At 72.3% G+C, this 14,976-nt stretch carries 17 protein-coding genes and 1 pseudogene; 10 read left to right on the forward strand and 8 right to left on the reverse strand.

Annotated elements, in window-relative coordinates; genetic code table 11:
- Positions 1–39 precede the first annotated feature (39 nt).
- Positions 40–645 (forward strand): ALF repeat-containing protein, encoded by a 606-nt coding sequence (locus ABZ464_RS43115; RefSeq protein ID WP_359287386.1) that lies wholly within the window; start codon positions 40–42, stop codon positions 643–645.
- Between the two features lie 260 nt (positions 646–905).
- Here ABZ464_RS43115 and ABZ464_RS43120 read toward each other — a convergent pair whose 3' ends face one another.
- Together ABZ464_RS43120 and ABZ464_RS43125 are read right to left on the reverse strand one after the other, a co-directional pair.
- Positions 906–1,319: a VOC family protein gene (locus ABZ464_RS43120; protein WP_359287387.1), complete on the reverse strand. Its 414-nt coding sequence runs from the start codon at positions 1,317–1,319 to the stop codon at positions 906–908.
- A 68-nt stretch (positions 1,320–1,387) separates the two neighbouring features.
- Entirely contained in the window at positions 1,388–1,594 is a 207-nt protein-coding gene (locus ABZ464_RS43125) for a DUF4287 domain-containing protein (protein WP_359287388.1), read from the reverse strand.
- 136 nt (positions 1,595–1,730) lie between these two features.
- Between ABZ464_RS43125 and ABZ464_RS43130 the strand changes: the two genes are divergently transcribed.
- On the forward strand, positions 1,731–2,348 hold the full coding sequence (locus tag ABZ464_RS43130) for a phosphoribosylanthranilate isomerase (protein WP_359287389.1): 618 nt from the start codon (positions 1,731–1,733) through the stop codon (positions 2,346–2,348).
- 22 nt (positions 2,349–2,370) lie between these two features.
- On the opposite strand, the gene ABZ464_RS43135 is transcribed toward ABZ464_RS43130, so the two are convergent.
- Complete coding sequence (locus tag ABZ464_RS43135) at positions 2,371–3,246, reverse strand: glycerophosphodiester phosphodiesterase family protein (protein ID WP_359287390.1); 876 nt, start codon at positions 3,244–3,246, stop codon at positions 2,371–2,373.
- A 344-nt stretch (positions 3,247–3,590) separates the two neighbouring features.
- On the opposite strand from ABZ464_RS43135, the gene ABZ464_RS43140 reads away from it, so the two are divergent.
- From ABZ464_RS43140 to ABZ464_RS43155, 4 genes and pseudogenes are all read left to right on the forward strand, one after another.
- A complete protein-coding gene (locus ABZ464_RS43140; protein WP_359287391.1) occupies positions 3,591–3,983 on the forward strand; it encodes a helix-turn-helix domain-containing protein in 393 nt (130 codons plus the stop codon).
- Positions 3,984–4,063: 80 nt separating this feature from the next.
- Positions 4,064–4,474 carry a VOC family protein gene (locus tag ABZ464_RS43145; RefSeq protein ID WP_359287392.1) on the forward strand — a complete coding sequence of 137 codons (411 nt, stop codon included), beginning with the start codon at positions 4,064–4,066 and terminating at the stop codon, positions 4,472–4,474.
- Positions 4,475–4,501: 27 nt separating this feature from the next.
- Positions 4,502–4,741: pseudogene (locus ABZ464_RS43150) on the forward strand (AraC family transcriptional regulator); the annotation flags it as partial.
- 68 nt (positions 4,742–4,809) lie between these two features.
- Positions 4,810–5,157, forward strand: coding sequence for a zinc ribbon domain-containing protein (locus tag ABZ464_RS43155; RefSeq protein WP_359287393.1), 348 nt, complete (start codon positions 4,810–4,812; stop codon positions 5,155–5,157).
- 104 nt (positions 5,158–5,261) lie between these two features.
- Here ABZ464_RS43155 and ABZ464_RS43160 read toward each other — a convergent pair whose 3' ends face one another.
- Positions 5,262–5,999, reverse strand: coding sequence for a hypothetical protein (locus ABZ464_RS43160; RefSeq protein ID WP_359287394.1), 738 nt, complete (start codon positions 5,997–5,999; stop codon positions 5,262–5,264).
- Positions 6,000–6,062: 63 nt separating this feature from the next.
- A complete protein-coding gene (locus ABZ464_RS43165; RefSeq protein WP_359287395.1) occupies positions 6,063–8,042 on the reverse strand; it encodes a BTAD domain-containing putative transcriptional regulator in 1,980 nt (659 codons plus the stop codon).
- 440 nt (positions 8,043–8,482) lie between these two features.
- Between ABZ464_RS43165 and ABZ464_RS43170 the strand changes: the two genes are divergently transcribed.
- Positions 8,483–9,280, forward strand: a complete 798-nt coding sequence (locus ABZ464_RS43170) for an SGNH/GDSL hydrolase family protein (protein WP_359287396.1) — start codon at positions 8,483–8,485, stop codon at positions 9,278–9,280.
- A gap of 74 nt (positions 9,281–9,354) precedes the next feature.
- Here the strand turns inward: ABZ464_RS43170 and ABZ464_RS43175 are convergent, their stop codons facing one another.
- A complete protein-coding gene (locus tag ABZ464_RS43175) occupies positions 9,355–10,275 on the reverse strand; it encodes a peptidoglycan-binding protein (protein ID WP_359287397.1) in 921 nt (306 codons plus the stop codon).
- Positions 10,276–10,390: 115 nt separating this feature from the next.
- On the opposite strand from ABZ464_RS43175, the gene ABZ464_RS43180 reads away from it, so the two are divergent.
- Positions 10,391–11,188, forward strand: a complete 798-nt coding sequence (locus ABZ464_RS43180) for an inositol monophosphatase family protein (RefSeq protein ID WP_359287398.1) — start codon at positions 10,391–10,393, stop codon at positions 11,186–11,188.
- A 21-nt stretch (positions 11,189–11,209) separates the two neighbouring features.
- Here ABZ464_RS43180 and ABZ464_RS43185 read toward each other — a convergent pair whose 3' ends face one another.
- Positions 11,210–11,530 (reverse strand): GYD domain-containing protein, encoded by a 321-nt coding sequence (locus ABZ464_RS43185; protein WP_359287399.1) that lies wholly within the window; start codon positions 11,528–11,530, stop codon positions 11,210–11,212.
- A gap of 267 nt (positions 11,531–11,797) precedes the next feature.
- Between ABZ464_RS43185 and ABZ464_RS43190 the strand changes: the two genes are divergently transcribed.
- Complete coding sequence (locus ABZ464_RS43190) at positions 11,798–12,664, forward strand: polysaccharide deacetylase family protein (protein ID WP_359287400.1); 867 nt, start codon at positions 11,798–11,800, stop codon at positions 12,662–12,664.
- 127 nt (positions 12,665–12,791) lie between these two features.
- Complete coding sequence (locus ABZ464_RS43195) at positions 12,792–13,517, forward strand: polysaccharide deacetylase family protein (protein ID WP_359287401.1); 726 nt, start codon at positions 12,792–12,794, stop codon at positions 13,515–13,517.
- Between the two features lie 21 nt (positions 13,518–13,538).
- Here ABZ464_RS43195 and ABZ464_RS43200 read toward each other — a convergent pair whose 3' ends face one another.
- Entirely contained in the window at positions 13,539–14,843 is a 1,305-nt protein-coding gene (locus tag ABZ464_RS43200) for a helix-turn-helix transcriptional regulator (protein ID WP_359287402.1), read from the reverse strand.
- Between the last annotated feature and the right edge of the window lie 133 nt (positions 14,844–14,976).

Genomic DNA, 14,976 nt, shown 5'->3' on the forward strand with positions numbered 1-14,976 from the left:
CCCGTCGGCACCAAGCCAATCAATCATGGGGGAACGACAATGAGACCTTCGCGTGTGGCGCTCGCCGTGGCCGTGGGCGCGCTGACCCCGGCCCTGCTGCTCGCCTCGCCGTCCTTCGCGGCCGCCGTCCCGGACTCCGCGGCCGTCACGGCGTCCGCCACGACGGCCGCGGACCCGGCCGCCGACGCGGAGTCGCCGTACGACTCGATGACGGAGGACGAGCTGCGGATCGAGATCGCGCGCATCCTCGCCGACGAGAGCACGGGCAAGGCGGTGCGCAGGGAGGCCCAGGAGGCGCTCGACGGCACCGTCGACGACCTGCGCGCCTTCCTGAAGACGGGCATCGTGCTCGCCCAGGACGAGGACAACAAGGTGGCGATCGCCCGGATCCTCGCCGACCCCGACAGCGGCAAGGCGGTCCACCGGGAGGCCACGGAGGCCCTCGACGGCACGATCGAGGACCGGGTGGCCTTCCTCGCCACCGGCTACCGGCTCGCCCAGGCCGAGGACGACCGGGTCGCCATCGCGAGGATCCTGGCGCGGACCGACATCAGCGACGCGCTGCGCGCGGCGGCCCAGGCCGCGATCGGCGGCACCCCGGAGGAACTGCGGTACTTCCTCGAGGTCGGCCGGTACGAGGTCTAGGGCCTGTTGCGAAAGCCCCTCCCCCAGAGGGGGTACCCCCAGCCCGGCGACGCCTGGCACGCTCCCCCAGAGGGGGCACCCCCACTCGCCGCGCCGGCGAAGCCCCAAGTACATCCAGTACGAGGGTCTCCCCCCGGCACGCCGAGAGCACGCTCCCCCACGCTCGGCTTCGCTCGCGCGGGAGGGGCCCCCACGACGCCGCCGGGCCCGCCCTCCGGGCGGACGACGGGACTTTCCCAACAGGCCCTAGCCGGGAGGCTCTAGCCCCGCTGTTGGGCGATGTTGACCAGCCAGGTGATGCCGAAGCGGTCGGTGCACATGCCGAAGACGTCGCCCCACATCTGCTTGTCCAGCGGGACGGACACCTGGGCCCCGGCGGACAGCTTCTCCCAGTAGCCGCGCAGTTCGGCGTCGTCGTCGCCGCTGACGCTCACGGAGACGTTGCCGCTGGGGCTGTAGTCCATCCCCGGCGGGGTGTCGGCGCCCATCAGCGTGAAGCCGTTCGGGGCCTCCAGCATGCCGTGCATGATCTGGTCCGCCTGCGGGCTGTCCGCCTGGCCGAACTCGCCGAAGGTGCTCAGGTTCAGCGTGCCGCCGAAGACGTCCTTGTAGTGCTCCAGCGCCGCACGGGCGTCGCCGTTGAAGCTGAGGTAGGGGTTGAGTCGCGAGGCCATCGCAACCTCCTCGGGATCGAAGACGGTTTAAAGGTGATCAAACGGTACAAATGGTCGCGGCGCGGAGCCTAGCGCTCCGCGAGCGTGTCGGCGACGAGCGCGTTGGCGTGGCCGTGGCCGAGTCCGTGCTCGGACTTCAGCCAGTTCACGAGCTCCATGTGCCGGGTCAGCGGTGAGGAGCGGATCAGCTCCTTCCACTCCGCGATCGGCCGGCCGTACTTCTTCTCGATGGACGGGAAGTAGGAGGCGGGGCCCTTGGCTGCGGCGGCGGTCATGGTGGCGCTCCCGTCGGGGTCGGTGATGTCGTACGTGTGGACCGGGGAGCGGGGGTGAAGTCATCGGGGACTGTGATGTGGCCTGCGTCACATTCCTGTGTGCGGCTTCCGTTCCCGATGCGGCAGGCTTGGGTCCGTGAGCAACTCCAGTGACTCCCTTTTCGTCAAGATCTGCGGTCTGAAGACCGAGCGGGACGTCGACACGGCCGTCGAGGCGGGCGCCGACGCCATCGGGTTCGTGTTCTCGGCCAGCCCCCGCCGGATCGACGCCGCCACGGCCGCGCGGCTCGCCCGGCGGGTGCCCGCGCACGTCCTCACGGTCGGCGTGTTCCGCGCCGAACCCCTCGACGACGTACGGTCCCTGGCCGTCGAGTCCGGCATCCGGGCCGTCCAGCTGCACGGCCCGGAGGAGCGGGGCTACTACGACGAACTCGCCACGGGCGACTGGACGCTGATCCGGGCGGCCGCCTTCGGCGACGCCGTGCCGCGTTGCGGCGAGCTCGGTGAGGACATGCTGCTGCTCGACGCCCCGGTGCCGGGGTCCGGGGTCGCCTGGGACTGGTCCCGGTGGACCCCGGTCGGCTCCGGGGACAAGTGGCTGCTCGCCGGAGGGCTCACCCCGGACAACGTCCGGGACGCCGTCGCCGTCACCCGGCCCTGGGGCGTCGACGTCTCCAGCGGGGTGGAGAGCAGCCGGGGCGTCAAGGACCCCGCCCTCATCACCGCGTTCGTACGGGCGGCCCGCGGCGCCTGAGGGCGGGGATCCCCGGGGGCGGTCAGCCGAGGGCTCGGGCGGCCACGTCCGGGAGGTCGCTCGTCATGCCGTCCGCTCCCCACCCGGCGACCGTCCGGGCCGCCGACGCGGTGTTGATCACCCAGGGGATGGTCTCCAGCGGCTTGCCGTGCGCGCCCTTGAGCGCGTGCACGGCGGCCACGAAGTCACCGGACACCTGCCGGTAGTCCGGGTTGACCTGGTCGGCGTAGGCCGCGTACCCGCGCAGGGCGGAGGCCGACGGCCGGGCCGAGACCAGCACGGACGTCTTCAGCTCCGGCCGTTTCCGGTGGATCGTCCGCACCGCGTTCGTACCGAAGCTCATGACGATCAGCCGGTGGTCGACATGGTCGCCGTCCAGCCAGCCCTTGCGGGCGAGCACGTCGAGGATGGCGCCCTCGATGCCCGGATGCAGATCCGGCTGCTTGATCTCCAGCAGCAGGCTCTGGCCGTTGCGGTCCAGCCGGTCGAGCGTCTGGCCGAGGGTCGGGATGCGGGTGCCCGAGAACCGGGCGTCCTTCCAGCTGCCCGCGTCGAGGAGGGCCAGCTCGGCGGCGGTGAAGTCGCTGACGGGGCGGCTCGCGCGGGACGGGAACACCGACTCGACGTTCGTCGTCCGCCGGAGGTCCCGGTCGTGCAGCAGGATCAGCTCACCGTCCCTGGTGCGCTGCACATCGGTCTCCACCCAGTCGACGCCGAGCTCGTCGGCCTTGTCGAAGGACGGCAGGGTGTTCTCGGGCGCGTACCCGGCGGCGCCGCGGTGGCCGCTGATCCGCGGGCGGTTCTCGGCGGCCGTGGCGGTCGGGATGGCCGCGGGGACGAGCAGGACGGCCGCGGTGCTCAGCGCGACGGAGGTCGCGGCTGCGGTGCGTGAACGCATGGGGGGCTCCTTTCGCCGCCCCCGGACCCGGGCAGCACGAACGAACGCGCCTCGAAGGACGCGCTCGGGCGTGGCCGGACCGGCTCCGGAGGAGGGCAGGGGGGAAGGAAGAAACGGGGGAAACGGGGGAAACGGGAGGGGGAACGAAGGGGCGGGGAAGTGGGGACGGCGAGCCCCGCCCGATCGCTGCGGACGGATGCCCGGCCCCGGGCCCCTTCGCGTCCGAGTCTTGTCGCGACGCGGGCCCCGTGCCGATTCTTGCTGGTCCGATCGAGGCGATCGGATGCCCCGGGGCCCCGCGCACCGGCTCCCGGGCAAAGCCGGCCCGGCCGTACAGTGGGGGCATGGCAGCAACTGAGACGGCACTCGCAGACGGGCTGCGGCTCGCCGGCGGGGAGGCGATGTGCCCGCAGCGCGGCGCCCTGGAGCACCTCACCAGCCGCTGGGGCACCCTCGTCCTGATCGCGCTGCTCGACCGCCCGTACCGCTTCAGCGAACTGCGCCGGGGGATCGGCAGGGTCAGCGAGAAGATGCTGACCCAGACCCTGCAGACCCTGGAACGCGACGGCATGGTCCACCGCGACGCCAAGCCGGTGATCCCGCCCCGCGTCGACTACTCCCTCACGGACCTCGGCCGCGAGGCCGCCGAACAGGTCCGCGCCCTCGCGCACTGGACGGATCTGCGGATGGCCGCCATCCAGCGGGCCCGCGAGGAGTACGACGCCGCGAAGGCCTGACCCCGCCCGGCGCGACACCGGCCGCAACCGGTCACGATCGGAGAAGCGCCCCGCGCCGCGCCGGGTCTAGCGTGAAGTCCATGGACATCACCATTCACACGACCTTCCTCCCGCACGACGACCCGGACGCGTCCCTGGCCTTCTACCGTGACGTCCTCGGCTTCGAGGTCCGCACCGACGTGGGACAGGGCAGGATGCGCTGGATCACGGTCGGCCCGGCCGGGCAGCCCGGTACGTCCATCCTGCTGGCCCCGCCCGCCACCGACCCCGGCATCACCGAGGCCGAGCGCCGCACCATCGCCGAGATGATGGCCAAGGGCACCTACGGCTGGATCCTGCTGGCCACCCCGGACCTCGACGGCACCTTCGAGAAGGTCACCGCCGGGGACGCCGAGGTCGTCCAGGAGCCGACCGAGCAGCCGTACGGCATCCGCGACTGCGCCTTCCGCGATCCCGCGGGCAACCTGATCCGCATCCAGGAACTGCGCTGAGCCGTACGGCGAGAAGGGGGGTCCGCCATGTGTCACCCGGGATGGCGGCGCGCGCTCGTCGCGGCGCGGCGCCTGAGCGACCTCGCGCGGCTGCGCCGGGTCCGGGACCGGATCGACCGGGAGCACGCGCGCCCGCTGGACGTGCTGGCGCTCGCCGCCGCCGCGGGCCTGCCGGCCGGGCAGCTCAGCCGCGAGTTCACCCTCGCCTACGGCGCGTCACCGTACGCCTACCTGCTGAAGCGCCGCGCCGAGCGCGCGACGGCCGTCGGCCCCTTGCGGGGCTGACAGGCGGGTGCCCGCGGACGGGGGTTCTGACCCGCTCCGCGAAGGGAACCGTGGAGCAGCCCGGCAGGAACGTGGCGCAGAAGTCCGGCCTGAACCGGGGCATCCTCGCCCAGGGCTGGGGCCTGCTGCGCCGACGCACCGGGCACAAGGCCCCCGGCCGGGTCGAGGATGTTCCCGCTCCCTACACCAGTCTGCGGTGCAGTGCCTGCGGGTGGATCGACAAGAACTCGCGCAAGAGCCAAGCCGAGTTCTGCTGCTCCTCCCGCGGCTTCACCTGCAACGCGGACAACAATGCGGCCAACAACGTCGCGGCAGGACAGGGCGGGATCCCCCGCCCCCGGCGAACAGCCGGTGCCGGAGGGGGTGACAGCGGCCACCAGCCGCTCGAGCACCCGTGAACCTCAACCCACCTGGGTTGGAATCCCCCTTTTTTAAGAGGGGGAGGATGTCAAGACGTACATGCGGTCGGGGGTCGTGGAGGAGTGACGGGCGGCCCGCGTCCTCAGCTCGCGGGCGGGGCCGGGGGCTGGAGCGGGGGCTGCGGGGGCTGGACCGGTGGGTAGGGCTGTTGCTGGACCGGCTGATACGGCTGCGGCTGGAACGGTGGGTACGCCTGCGGGACCGGGCCCGTCGGCCAGGGCTGCGGGTACGGGGCGGGAACGGCGGCGACGGCGGGGCGCCGGCTGTTGAGCACGGTGAGGACGGTCGCGGCGAGCGCCAGCAGACAGGCGACGACGAGCAGGTAGAAGCCGGGGCCGAAGGTCGTGGACCGGGAGTCGGTGTCCCATTGGGTGTCACCGATCGCGGCGATCGCCACCGTCAGTGTCGTGCCGAACAGCAGCGCCGCGCCGGTGACGCCGAGCACCCGGGCCGACGGCTGCCGGCCGCCGGAGCCGGTGAACAGCAGGACGGCCGCGGCGATGGCGAGAAGGCTGCCGATGAGCAGCGGGACCCCGTCGAACTGCGTGACCGACTCCGTGTCCTCCCCCGGGTAGGAGGTGGTGTACGACCACGCCTTCGCGACGGTCCGGAAGACCGTGCCGTCGCTACTGCTGCTGAAGGTCTGCCGCGAGGTGCTCAGGGTGGTGAACGAACCGATGACGGCGAGGACCGCACCGAGGAGCAGCAGCCCGCCGGAGACCCGGTCGGAGGCCGCGCCCGGGTCCGCCGGCGGGCCGGGCGGTCTGCCGTACGGGACGGGCGGGGGCACAGGAGGGCCGGGTTGCGTCGGTTGTGTCATCTACCGATCGTAGGGAGCGGGGTTGACGATGATAAGACCAACAACAGCTGTTTCCAGGGGAGTTCAGCGCTGTGCGGCCGGTGCCATCGGCCCCGCCGCCCGCAGGTGCCGGGCCAGCCGCGCCGGATCGGCGCCGTCGCGGGCGGCGAGCTCCCGGGCGAACGCGGCATGCCGGATCTGCCGGGAGGACGGGGTCTGGGTGCTCAGGACGACGTCGCGGGGCAGCTCGGGCAGCCGGTAGCGGCCGGTGCCGCCCGTGCCGGGCTCGCCGTCCCAGACCAGGATCCGGGCGGTGACGGCCGCGTCGATCAGCGGCAGCAACTGGTCGGGGGCCAGCCCCTGCACATCGGCGAGCAGACCCAGGTCCAGCCATTCGCCGTCGGCGGCGGCGTAGGTCAGCATGGTCCGCGCCGGATCGGGCAGGTCGACCAGGCGCGCGTGCAGGATGTTGCGCACGGCGGCCGGTACCTGCGCCTCCGGGCCGGTGCGCCGGCCGGGCGGCAGGTCCATCAGCTCGGCCAGCGCGAACGGGTGGCCCTCGGACCGGCGGTGCAGGGCCGCCGCCTCCCCGGGGCCGGCGGCCTCGCCGCGCGCCGTGAGCAGGTCGGCCACGTCGTCGGCGGTCAGCGGGTCCAGGGTCAGCCAGGTCGCGCCGATCAGGGCCAGGTCGGCGAGGAGCATGCTGGACACGGGGGCGTCGGGGTTGCGCAGGGTGCACACGAACACCACCGGCGCCTCGCGCAACACCTTGGCGAGCCGCCGCAGCAGCCGGTGGAAGCCCTGCGGCGCCTCGTCGAGGTCGTCCACGACGACCAGTGTGGGCCCCTGGGTGAGCTCGTCGACGACCGTGGCCAGCGGGTCCTTCTGCGCCTCCTCGTCCTCCGCGGAGTCCTTGCCGTCCTGCCGCAGCGCGTCCAGGAGCTGGACGGTGGGGCAGGTCTGGGAGATCCCGCGGTTGCCGCTGAGGGCCTGACCGGCCCGGGTGCGGGCGACGGTGAACCCGGCCGACGCGGCCCAGGCGGACAGCTCGTCCGCCATCCGGGTCTTGCCGGAGCCCTGCTCCCCGGTGATCACGGCCCAGCGGGGGCGGCCCGCGTTCGCGGCCGACAGCAGTGCGGCGAGCTGCTTCTTCTCCTCGTGCCGGCCCACGAAGGGGACGGCCTCGACGGTGCCGGGGTCCGGAAGGGCGCACGCGGTGGCGAAATCGGGGTCCGGGGCGAGGGGGGCGACGGAGACGGCCGTGACGGGGTCGGCCGGGTGGGGGGTGCCGAGGACGACGACGTCGTGCCGCAGGATCGCCGTGTGCAGGTCCCTGAGCTGGGGGCTGGGGTCCAGGCCGAGCTCCGTGGCGAGCATGTCGCGGAACCGCTCGTACTGGCGCAGCGCCTCCACCGGCCGGCCGGCCGCGTACAGGGCGCGCATCAGCAGGGCCCAGGAGGTCTCCCGGAGCGGGGCCTTGAGGACCAGGCCCTCCGCGACGCCGATCGCCGGTTCCGTCTCGCCCTGCTGGACGAGGATCGCGGCCTGGAGTTCCTTGGCGTCCTGGAGGGTGCCGTCGAGCCGGGTGCGCTCACGTATCGCGAAGGCGTGCTCGGTGGCCTCGGCCAGCGCCTCGCCGCGCCACAGCCCGAGCGCGGCGTCGATCTCCTGCCGGGCGATGGGCAGCTGGCGGCTCCTCAGGGCCTCGCGGGCCCGGCTCACGGACTCCTCGAAGAGGGTGGTGTCCCGCGCCCCGGCCGGCACCTTCAGCGTGTACCCGGCGGGGCCGCTGACCAGCACGGTGGAGCGGCCCTGCCGGACCGGGTCGAGGACCGCGCGCAGCCTGCTGATGTGCGCGCGGACGGAGGAGGCGGCGCCCGTCGGCCGGTCCGTCGGCCACAGATCGCGGCAGAGGGTGTCCTGCGAGACGGGCCGGCCGTCCTCCAGTAGGAGTCGGACGAGCAGCAGCCGGCGCTGCCGGGGACCCAGATCGAGGGAAACGTTGCCCTTGAATACCTCGACGGGTCCGAGCACGCCGAACCGCAGCTCCTGTCGTGAGTTCACCGGGTGGGCCCTCCTGGGCGGCGCTGGATGTGAAGGGGCCTCGCCGCACACGGCATCGGGGCATTGCAGGGTACGCGATGGAGTCAACCAATGGCTCGTTGCTCCACTGTTGTCCCCGTGTTGTCGCGGGTGGCACCGGACCGCGGTGTCCTGCTACGGATTGGCCCTGTTGTTTTGCTGCACAGAGAAATTGTCGGGCGCCGGAAGTGGCGGAACATCGACTCGGAATCGGATCTCTCCGCGGTCCGTCTGCAACCGGAGATAGAGGCCGTGACTACGACTCCGGTCGTAGTCGGCGGGCGGGCGACCGGGCGAACAATTCCTGTGCAACAAGCAGGAGTTGAGGGCTCTGAGGACGCCTGTACGATCCTCATTCCTCACGTGGATTCGGACTTCCCGATCCAGCTCCCCGATCCAGCTCCCCGATCCAGAAGGAACTCATGCGTAAATTGACGTCGGCCGTCGCCAGCGCGGTGATGGCTTTCGCCGGAATGGCCGGGATGATGAGCACGTCGGCCCAGGCGGCCACGGGCCTGGAGTACGTGGCCCTGGGCGATTCGTACGCCTCCGGGGTCGGCGCGGACTACTACGACAGCGCCGGCGGCGACTGCAAGCGCAGCACCCTGAACTACCCGGCCCTGTGGGCCGCCGCGCACGGGGACTACACGCTGAAGGACGTCTCCTGCAGCGGCGCGAAGATCGCGGACGTGCGGGACAAGCAGCTGTCCGCGCTGAGCGCCGACACCGATCTCGTCACGCTCACGGTCGGCGGCAACGACGCCCAGTTCTCCACCGTGGCCCAGGGCTGCCTCACCCAGGCCGACAGCTGGTGCGACTCGGCCACGCTGTACATGTCGTCGTACGCCAAGGGCCAGCTGGTGACGTCGCTCGCCGGGCTGTACAAGGACATCAAGACCAAGGCGCCGAACGCCCGGGTCGTCGTCCTCGGCTATCCGCAGACGGTCTCCGCGACCGGGACCTGCCCCCTGATCGACCTCAGCGCCGCCAAGCGCACCGCCATGAACGGCCTGGCCGACGCGCTGGCCGAGGGCACCAAGGCCGCGGCGGCCAAGGAGCCGGTCGAGTTCATCGACATGCGCGACACGTTCAAGGGCCACGGCGCGTGCGGCTCCGACCCGTGGATCAACAACCTGAACGCCGGGACCGCGGTCTTCCACCCCACCCTGATGGGCTACCTGGCGGGCTACGACGCCCGGCTCAGCGAGGTCACGGGCTGACCCCACGGCCGGACCAGGGACGGACGAACCCCCGGGAAGCGGCCCGGGGGTTCGTCGTCGGTTCAGGTTGCGGGTCAGGAGAACAGCAGGCGCCAGGTCAGCGGGCCGGGTGTGCCGTCGGCGTCGCCGCGCAGTTCCTTGCGGGACTTCTGGAAGTCCCGCACGTTCAGCCGGTCCGCCTCGCCCCAGGACTTGCCCGGACCGACCTTGTAGTGGTCGCCGAAGCCACGCTTCACCAACTGCTTGCCGAGCTGCAGGACGTAGGCGTTCGAGGCCCCGGCGACGAAGTACTTGCGGCCCGGGAACGCGGGCACCGTCGGCTTGGCCGGGGTGGTCGTCTGCGCGGTGTCGTCGTCGCCGACGTCCAGGTCGGCCTTCGCGTACTTCAGGATCCTCGCGAAGTCGATCGCACCGGGGTCGCCGTGGACGTTCTCCGGCACGTGCATGTGCCCGCACACGCCCTTGAAGTCCGACCACTGGGCGCCGGTCATCCGCTGGCCGCCGCCGTTGCCGTACGACGTCGGGTACGCGGGCCAGTTCTTCGGGCCGGACAGCGGGACGCCGTGCTCCTCGTGCATCCAGGCCAGGAAGCGGGCGACGCCCTGCAGCGCCCAGTCGGGGGCGTCCGGCCAGTAGACGTGCGCGTGACCCGCGGCCTGCCACTTGGCGTGGGTCGCGGGGTCGCAGGTGCCGGCCAGCTCGACCTGGCAGACGTTCATGGTGTTCGTCTCGACACCGCCGCGCAGGTTCACCAGGGCGCGGGAGGAGGTCTCGATGTCGAAGTGCTGGTACCACTTCAGCTTCTTGGCGGCGAGGTCCGGGACCGCCGTCAGGTTCGGCGCGGTGGAGCCCCCCTCGTAGCCGGGCAGGGTGTACCCCTCCGTGGTGTGCAGGACGACCACGTTGACCTGCATGGCGTCGCCGCCGAAGTCGTCCTGGTACCAGTTCGCCCGGCTCGCGCCCGGGTAGCGCTGAGGGCCCGTCTTGGTGCTCATCACAGACTCCTGATCTGTCGGGGCAGCAGTCAACCAACGAGCCGTTGCACAGGCGTTGTCGTGCGGTTGTCCTCGACGACCGCGCCCCGACGTCCGTCCCGGCTACTGTCACCCCGTGGAGACGACAGCGGACCTGGACCGCGCCCTGCGGGTGGCGACCGAGCTGGCGGCGTGGGCCTCGGAGACCATCCGGGGCGCCCGCACCACCGCCGTACGGGAGAAGGCGAGCCCCGCGGACATCGTCACCGACACCGACGAGGCCGTGGAGCGGCACGTCCGCGAGGTGCTCGGCGAGGCGTTCCCCGGGTACGGCATCGTCGGCGAGGAGTACGGCACCACGCGGGGCGTCGGCTCCGCCCCGACCTGGGTGGTCGACCCGGTCGACGGTACGTCCAACTTCGCGCACGGCATCGGCTGGTGCTCCTTCTCGCTGGGCCTGGCCGCCGCCGACGGCACCCCGCTGCTCGGCGTGGTCGCGGACCCCTGGCGCGACGAGACGTTCACCGCGATCCGCGGCGGCGGCGCCCACCTCAACGGCGTCCCGGTCCACGCGGCCGACCACACCACCCTCACCGGCCATCTCTTCCTCACCGAGTGGGCGGCCCACGCCCACTGGCCCGGCATGGACACCCTCCTCGCCGAACTCGCCGCCCGCCACTGCACGGTCCGTGTGATGGGCTCCACGGCCCTGTCCCTGGTCCAGGTGGCGGCGGGCCGCGCGACGGCGGCGGCGATCGGCGAATTCCACCACGTCGACGCCCTCCCGGCCCTCCTGATCGCCCAGGAAGCAGGCGCAACGGCCCTACCCCACCTCCCCACCTACAACGAACCCCTCCTCCTCACGGCCCCGGGCACGGCGGAGGAGGCGGCCGGTCTGTGGCGGGCGGCGGGCGTGGGGGCCTGCGCCACATGAGACCGCCGCGCCCGCCCCGGGCTACGCCCCCGGCGCCCTGAACGTGACCTGTCTGCGGGTGGCCTCGTCGATTTCCTCTGTGGTGAGGAGGGGGGTGGCGCGGGTCTGCAGGCCGCCGCCGGCCTTTACGGCCAGGGCGACCGCGGCCATGTCGACCCGGTCGGGGAAGTCGACGATGAGGATGGCGTCCGCCTCCCCGAAGGCGTAGTAGATGGCCTCGACCGAGCCGCCGAGGCCGCCCACGACCTGCTCGACGGCGGCCCGCCGCCCGCTCGCCCCCTCCCTGAGCAGCCCCTGGGCGCCCTCCTGTGTGTAGGTCGCCTGGATGAGGAACTTCGGCATCGGGACGCTCCCTGACCTTGTCTGTCCGGTACGCAGAGTGCGGTACGCAGAGTGCCCTTCCCGCCCGCACCCGGACCGTCCTCCGCCGGGCACCGGATTCACCCGGTAGCAGCCACGCTCTCCGGCGCCGTCCCGCCGACCCCGGTCGGGCCGCCGTGGAGGCCCGCGTGTCACGCTTCGTTCGTCCATGTGTCGGAACCCCGGCACCCTGTTCGACATCAAGCAGGTGGACAGGGCATGGCGCACGGATGACACAGGGGCTACGCGGTGAACAGGTGGATCAGGGGGGCGGCACTGGTCTGCGCTCTTCTCGCGACGGCGACGACGACGAGCTGCGTGGCCGAGTCCCAGGCGGACGCCGGGTCGACGGCGCCCTCCACCTCGCCCTCCCCCTCCGGACGGTCCTCGCAGCCGTCCCGCGGTCAGGGGGCCGACGCGCGGGCGGGCGTCGAGGCCGCCTACCGCAAGTGGGGCATCAAGCCGCTGGCCGCCCCGCCCGCCCCGCCCGCCGTCAAGCCGGTGAAGCTCCGCGCCGACGGCGGTCGGGTGCCGGTGATCAGCGAGATACCCACCCGGGAGAAGATCGTCTTCCTCACGTTCGACGACGGGACGGAGAAGGACCCGCAGTTCGTGACGATGATGCGGGAGCTGAGGATCCCCTTCACGATGTTCCTCACGGACGCCGCCATCCGCGCCGACTACGGCTACTTCAAGAAGCTCCAGGCCCTCGGCAACGGCGTCCAGAACCACACGCTGACCCATCCCGACCTGCGCACCCTCGGCGCGTCCGCGCAGAAGCAGGAGATCTGCGGTCAGCAGAGCAGGCTGAAGGACGAGTACGGCACCACCCCCCGGCTGCTGCGTCCGCCCTACGGCAACTGGAACGAGGACACCCGCGCCGCCGCGGCCTCCTGCGGCCTCGAGGCGATCGTCCTGTGGCGGGAGTCCATGCAGATCAAGAACATGCAGTACCAGTCGCCCAGCAGGAAGCTGCAGCCCGGCGACATCATCCTGGCCCACTTCCGCGGCCCCGCCGAGCTCAAGGGCACGACGATCACCGAGATGACGGCGAACCTGCTCCGCCACATCCAGGAACAGGGCTTCACGGTCGCGGCCCTGGAGGACTACCTCTGAGTCGGTGGTCGACGGATGCGGGCGCCGGCGAGTGGCCGAATGCACCGGCATCCAAGCGCACTCCGGGCGTGTCCAACAGGGCAAGCCACTTGCCCGAAAGGGCAGTTCACCGCGCCCGGAGGATCCGATGCACCGACGCCTCGTCATCTCGGCCGTCACCGCCGCCCTGTGCGGCACCGCACTGGCCGGCACCGCCACGCCCGCTTCCGCCACCACCACGGCCGCCGCCGCCGTCGACTGCCGCAGGGTCAAGTGCGTGGCGCTCACCTTCGACGACGGGCCGGTCGCCGACACCCAGCGGCTGCTGCGCATCCTGAAGGAGCGCAACGTCAAGGTGAGCTTCTACCTCGTCGGCAAGAACGTCCAGCGGTACCCGTCCACGGTGCGCACCGCGGCGGCGGCCGGCCACCAGATAGGCAACCACAGCTGGGACCACGCCGACCTGACCAGACTCAGCAGCGCGGCCGTCAAGTCGCAGTTCTCCCGTACGGACGCGGCGATCAAGCAGGCGACCGGCAAGAAGCCCACCACCGTCCGCGCCCCCTACGGCGCCCACAACGCGACCGTCCGCGCCGCCGCCGGCCGGCCGCTCGTGCACTGGAGCGTCGACACCCTCGACTGGAAGTACCGCGACACCGCGCGGCTCATCAGGGTCGTCAAGGCGGACACCCGGCCCGGGGACATCGTCCTCATGCACGACATCCACAAGACGACGGTCGACGCGGTGCCCGGCATCATCAACGGCCTCAAGGCACGCGGCTTCCACTTCGTGACCGTCGACCAGCTCTTCGCACCGAACACGCTGCCCTCAGGCAAGGTCACCTACCACAACCGCGGCGCCTACCGGCCGTGACGGGGGCTCCCGGCCGGGCGCTCAGCCGGGAACGACGGGCTCGTACTCGTTGCGCCCCCACTCGGAGGAACCGAGGGGATAGTCGTAGGCGGGGCGCCCCACGTTCCCGGTCGTCCGGAACGGATTGCCGTGGTCGTCGATGCGCAGGGTGCCCTGCCGGTCACCGCTGGACCAGTCCAGCTCCAGGTACCAGCTCACGTTGTGCGCCCGCGCGTCCGCGAAGACGTAGAACACCTCGGGATCGGACTCGCTCACCTTGTACGGGAAGTCGTGCTGACCGGCCTGGGGGGAGGGCGCGGGCCGCCCGGCATCGAGGTCCACCCCGAAGGCGGCCGTCCGCACGCCGCCGCCGCACCCGACGCCCATCGTGAAGTCGTTCCAGGCGAGCGGCGCGCTCTTCTCCACCACCCGGACATGCAGGGCGTCCAGGACGACCGTGGCCTTCCCGGTGCCCTGCACGGTCAGCGCGAGCATCTGCTCCCCGGCGGCGACCCCGCCCAGCGCGGTGACCCAGCCCCGTGCGTCCGGCTCGCTCGGCGGCGGAGGCACCTGCTCGGGCTTCCGGTCGATCAGGTAGTGCTGACTGCACGGGCCTTCCCACTTGTACGGATTGACGGCGACCGTGGGCGCGGTGGCCCCGTCCTCGGCGCCGGTGTCCTGGGCCGCCGCCGCACCGGCCCCGCCGCTCGGGGAGGCGGAGACGGACGCCGTGGGACTCCCGCCGCCCGAGGCGGACGGCGAGGCCGAGGTGTCCTTCGCGTCGGCCGACCCCGAGGCGGCGGGGGGCGCGTCGGCGGACGGCGCGACGGCCGTCCCGAGGGACTGCTTTCGGCCTTGGTCGTCATCGCCGCGGCCGGGCACCCACTGCACCGCGAGCGCGGCCGACACCAGAGCGGTGACCACGGCGACCCCGGCGAGCGCGACGGCACGCCGCCGCCCGACGGCGACTTCGGCCGCCTCGACACGGGCCTCCGCCGCCGCCTCCGTCACCACTTCCGGCACCGCCTCCGCGACGGCCTCCGGCACCACCTCCGGCACCGCCGCGGCCGGGACCGCCACCGCCGCCCCGCCCGCTGCCCTCTGCCTGCGCCGGGCATCCGCGACGACCCACCGCCGATGCAGCTCCACCAGTTCCTCGGGCGTCGCCCTGCACACCCGCGCGAACCGTTCCACGGGCGCGTAGTCCGTCGGTACGGCGTCCCCGTTGACGTACCGGTGAAGCGTGGACGTACTGGTGTGCAGCCGCTTCCCGAGCACCCCGTAACTGAGCCCGGACCGCTCCTTCAACCGGCCCAACAGCTCCGAGAATTCGTCTCCCGCCACCATTCCGCTCTCTCTCCGTGTCCCGGAACCTCGTTCCAGGGCGGGGGCGTTCCCCCAGGTCAGAGCCCTCGCAGGCGTTCCAGCGTCCCGGAAGCCCCGGCAGCCGTGGCGGCCGGGACGGATCACCGCACAAGCT

The organism is Streptomyces sp. NPDC005820 (genome assembly GCF_040630255.1).
Taxonomy (GTDB): domain Bacteria; phylum Actinomycetota; class Actinomycetes; order Streptomycetales; family Streptomycetaceae; genus Streptomyces.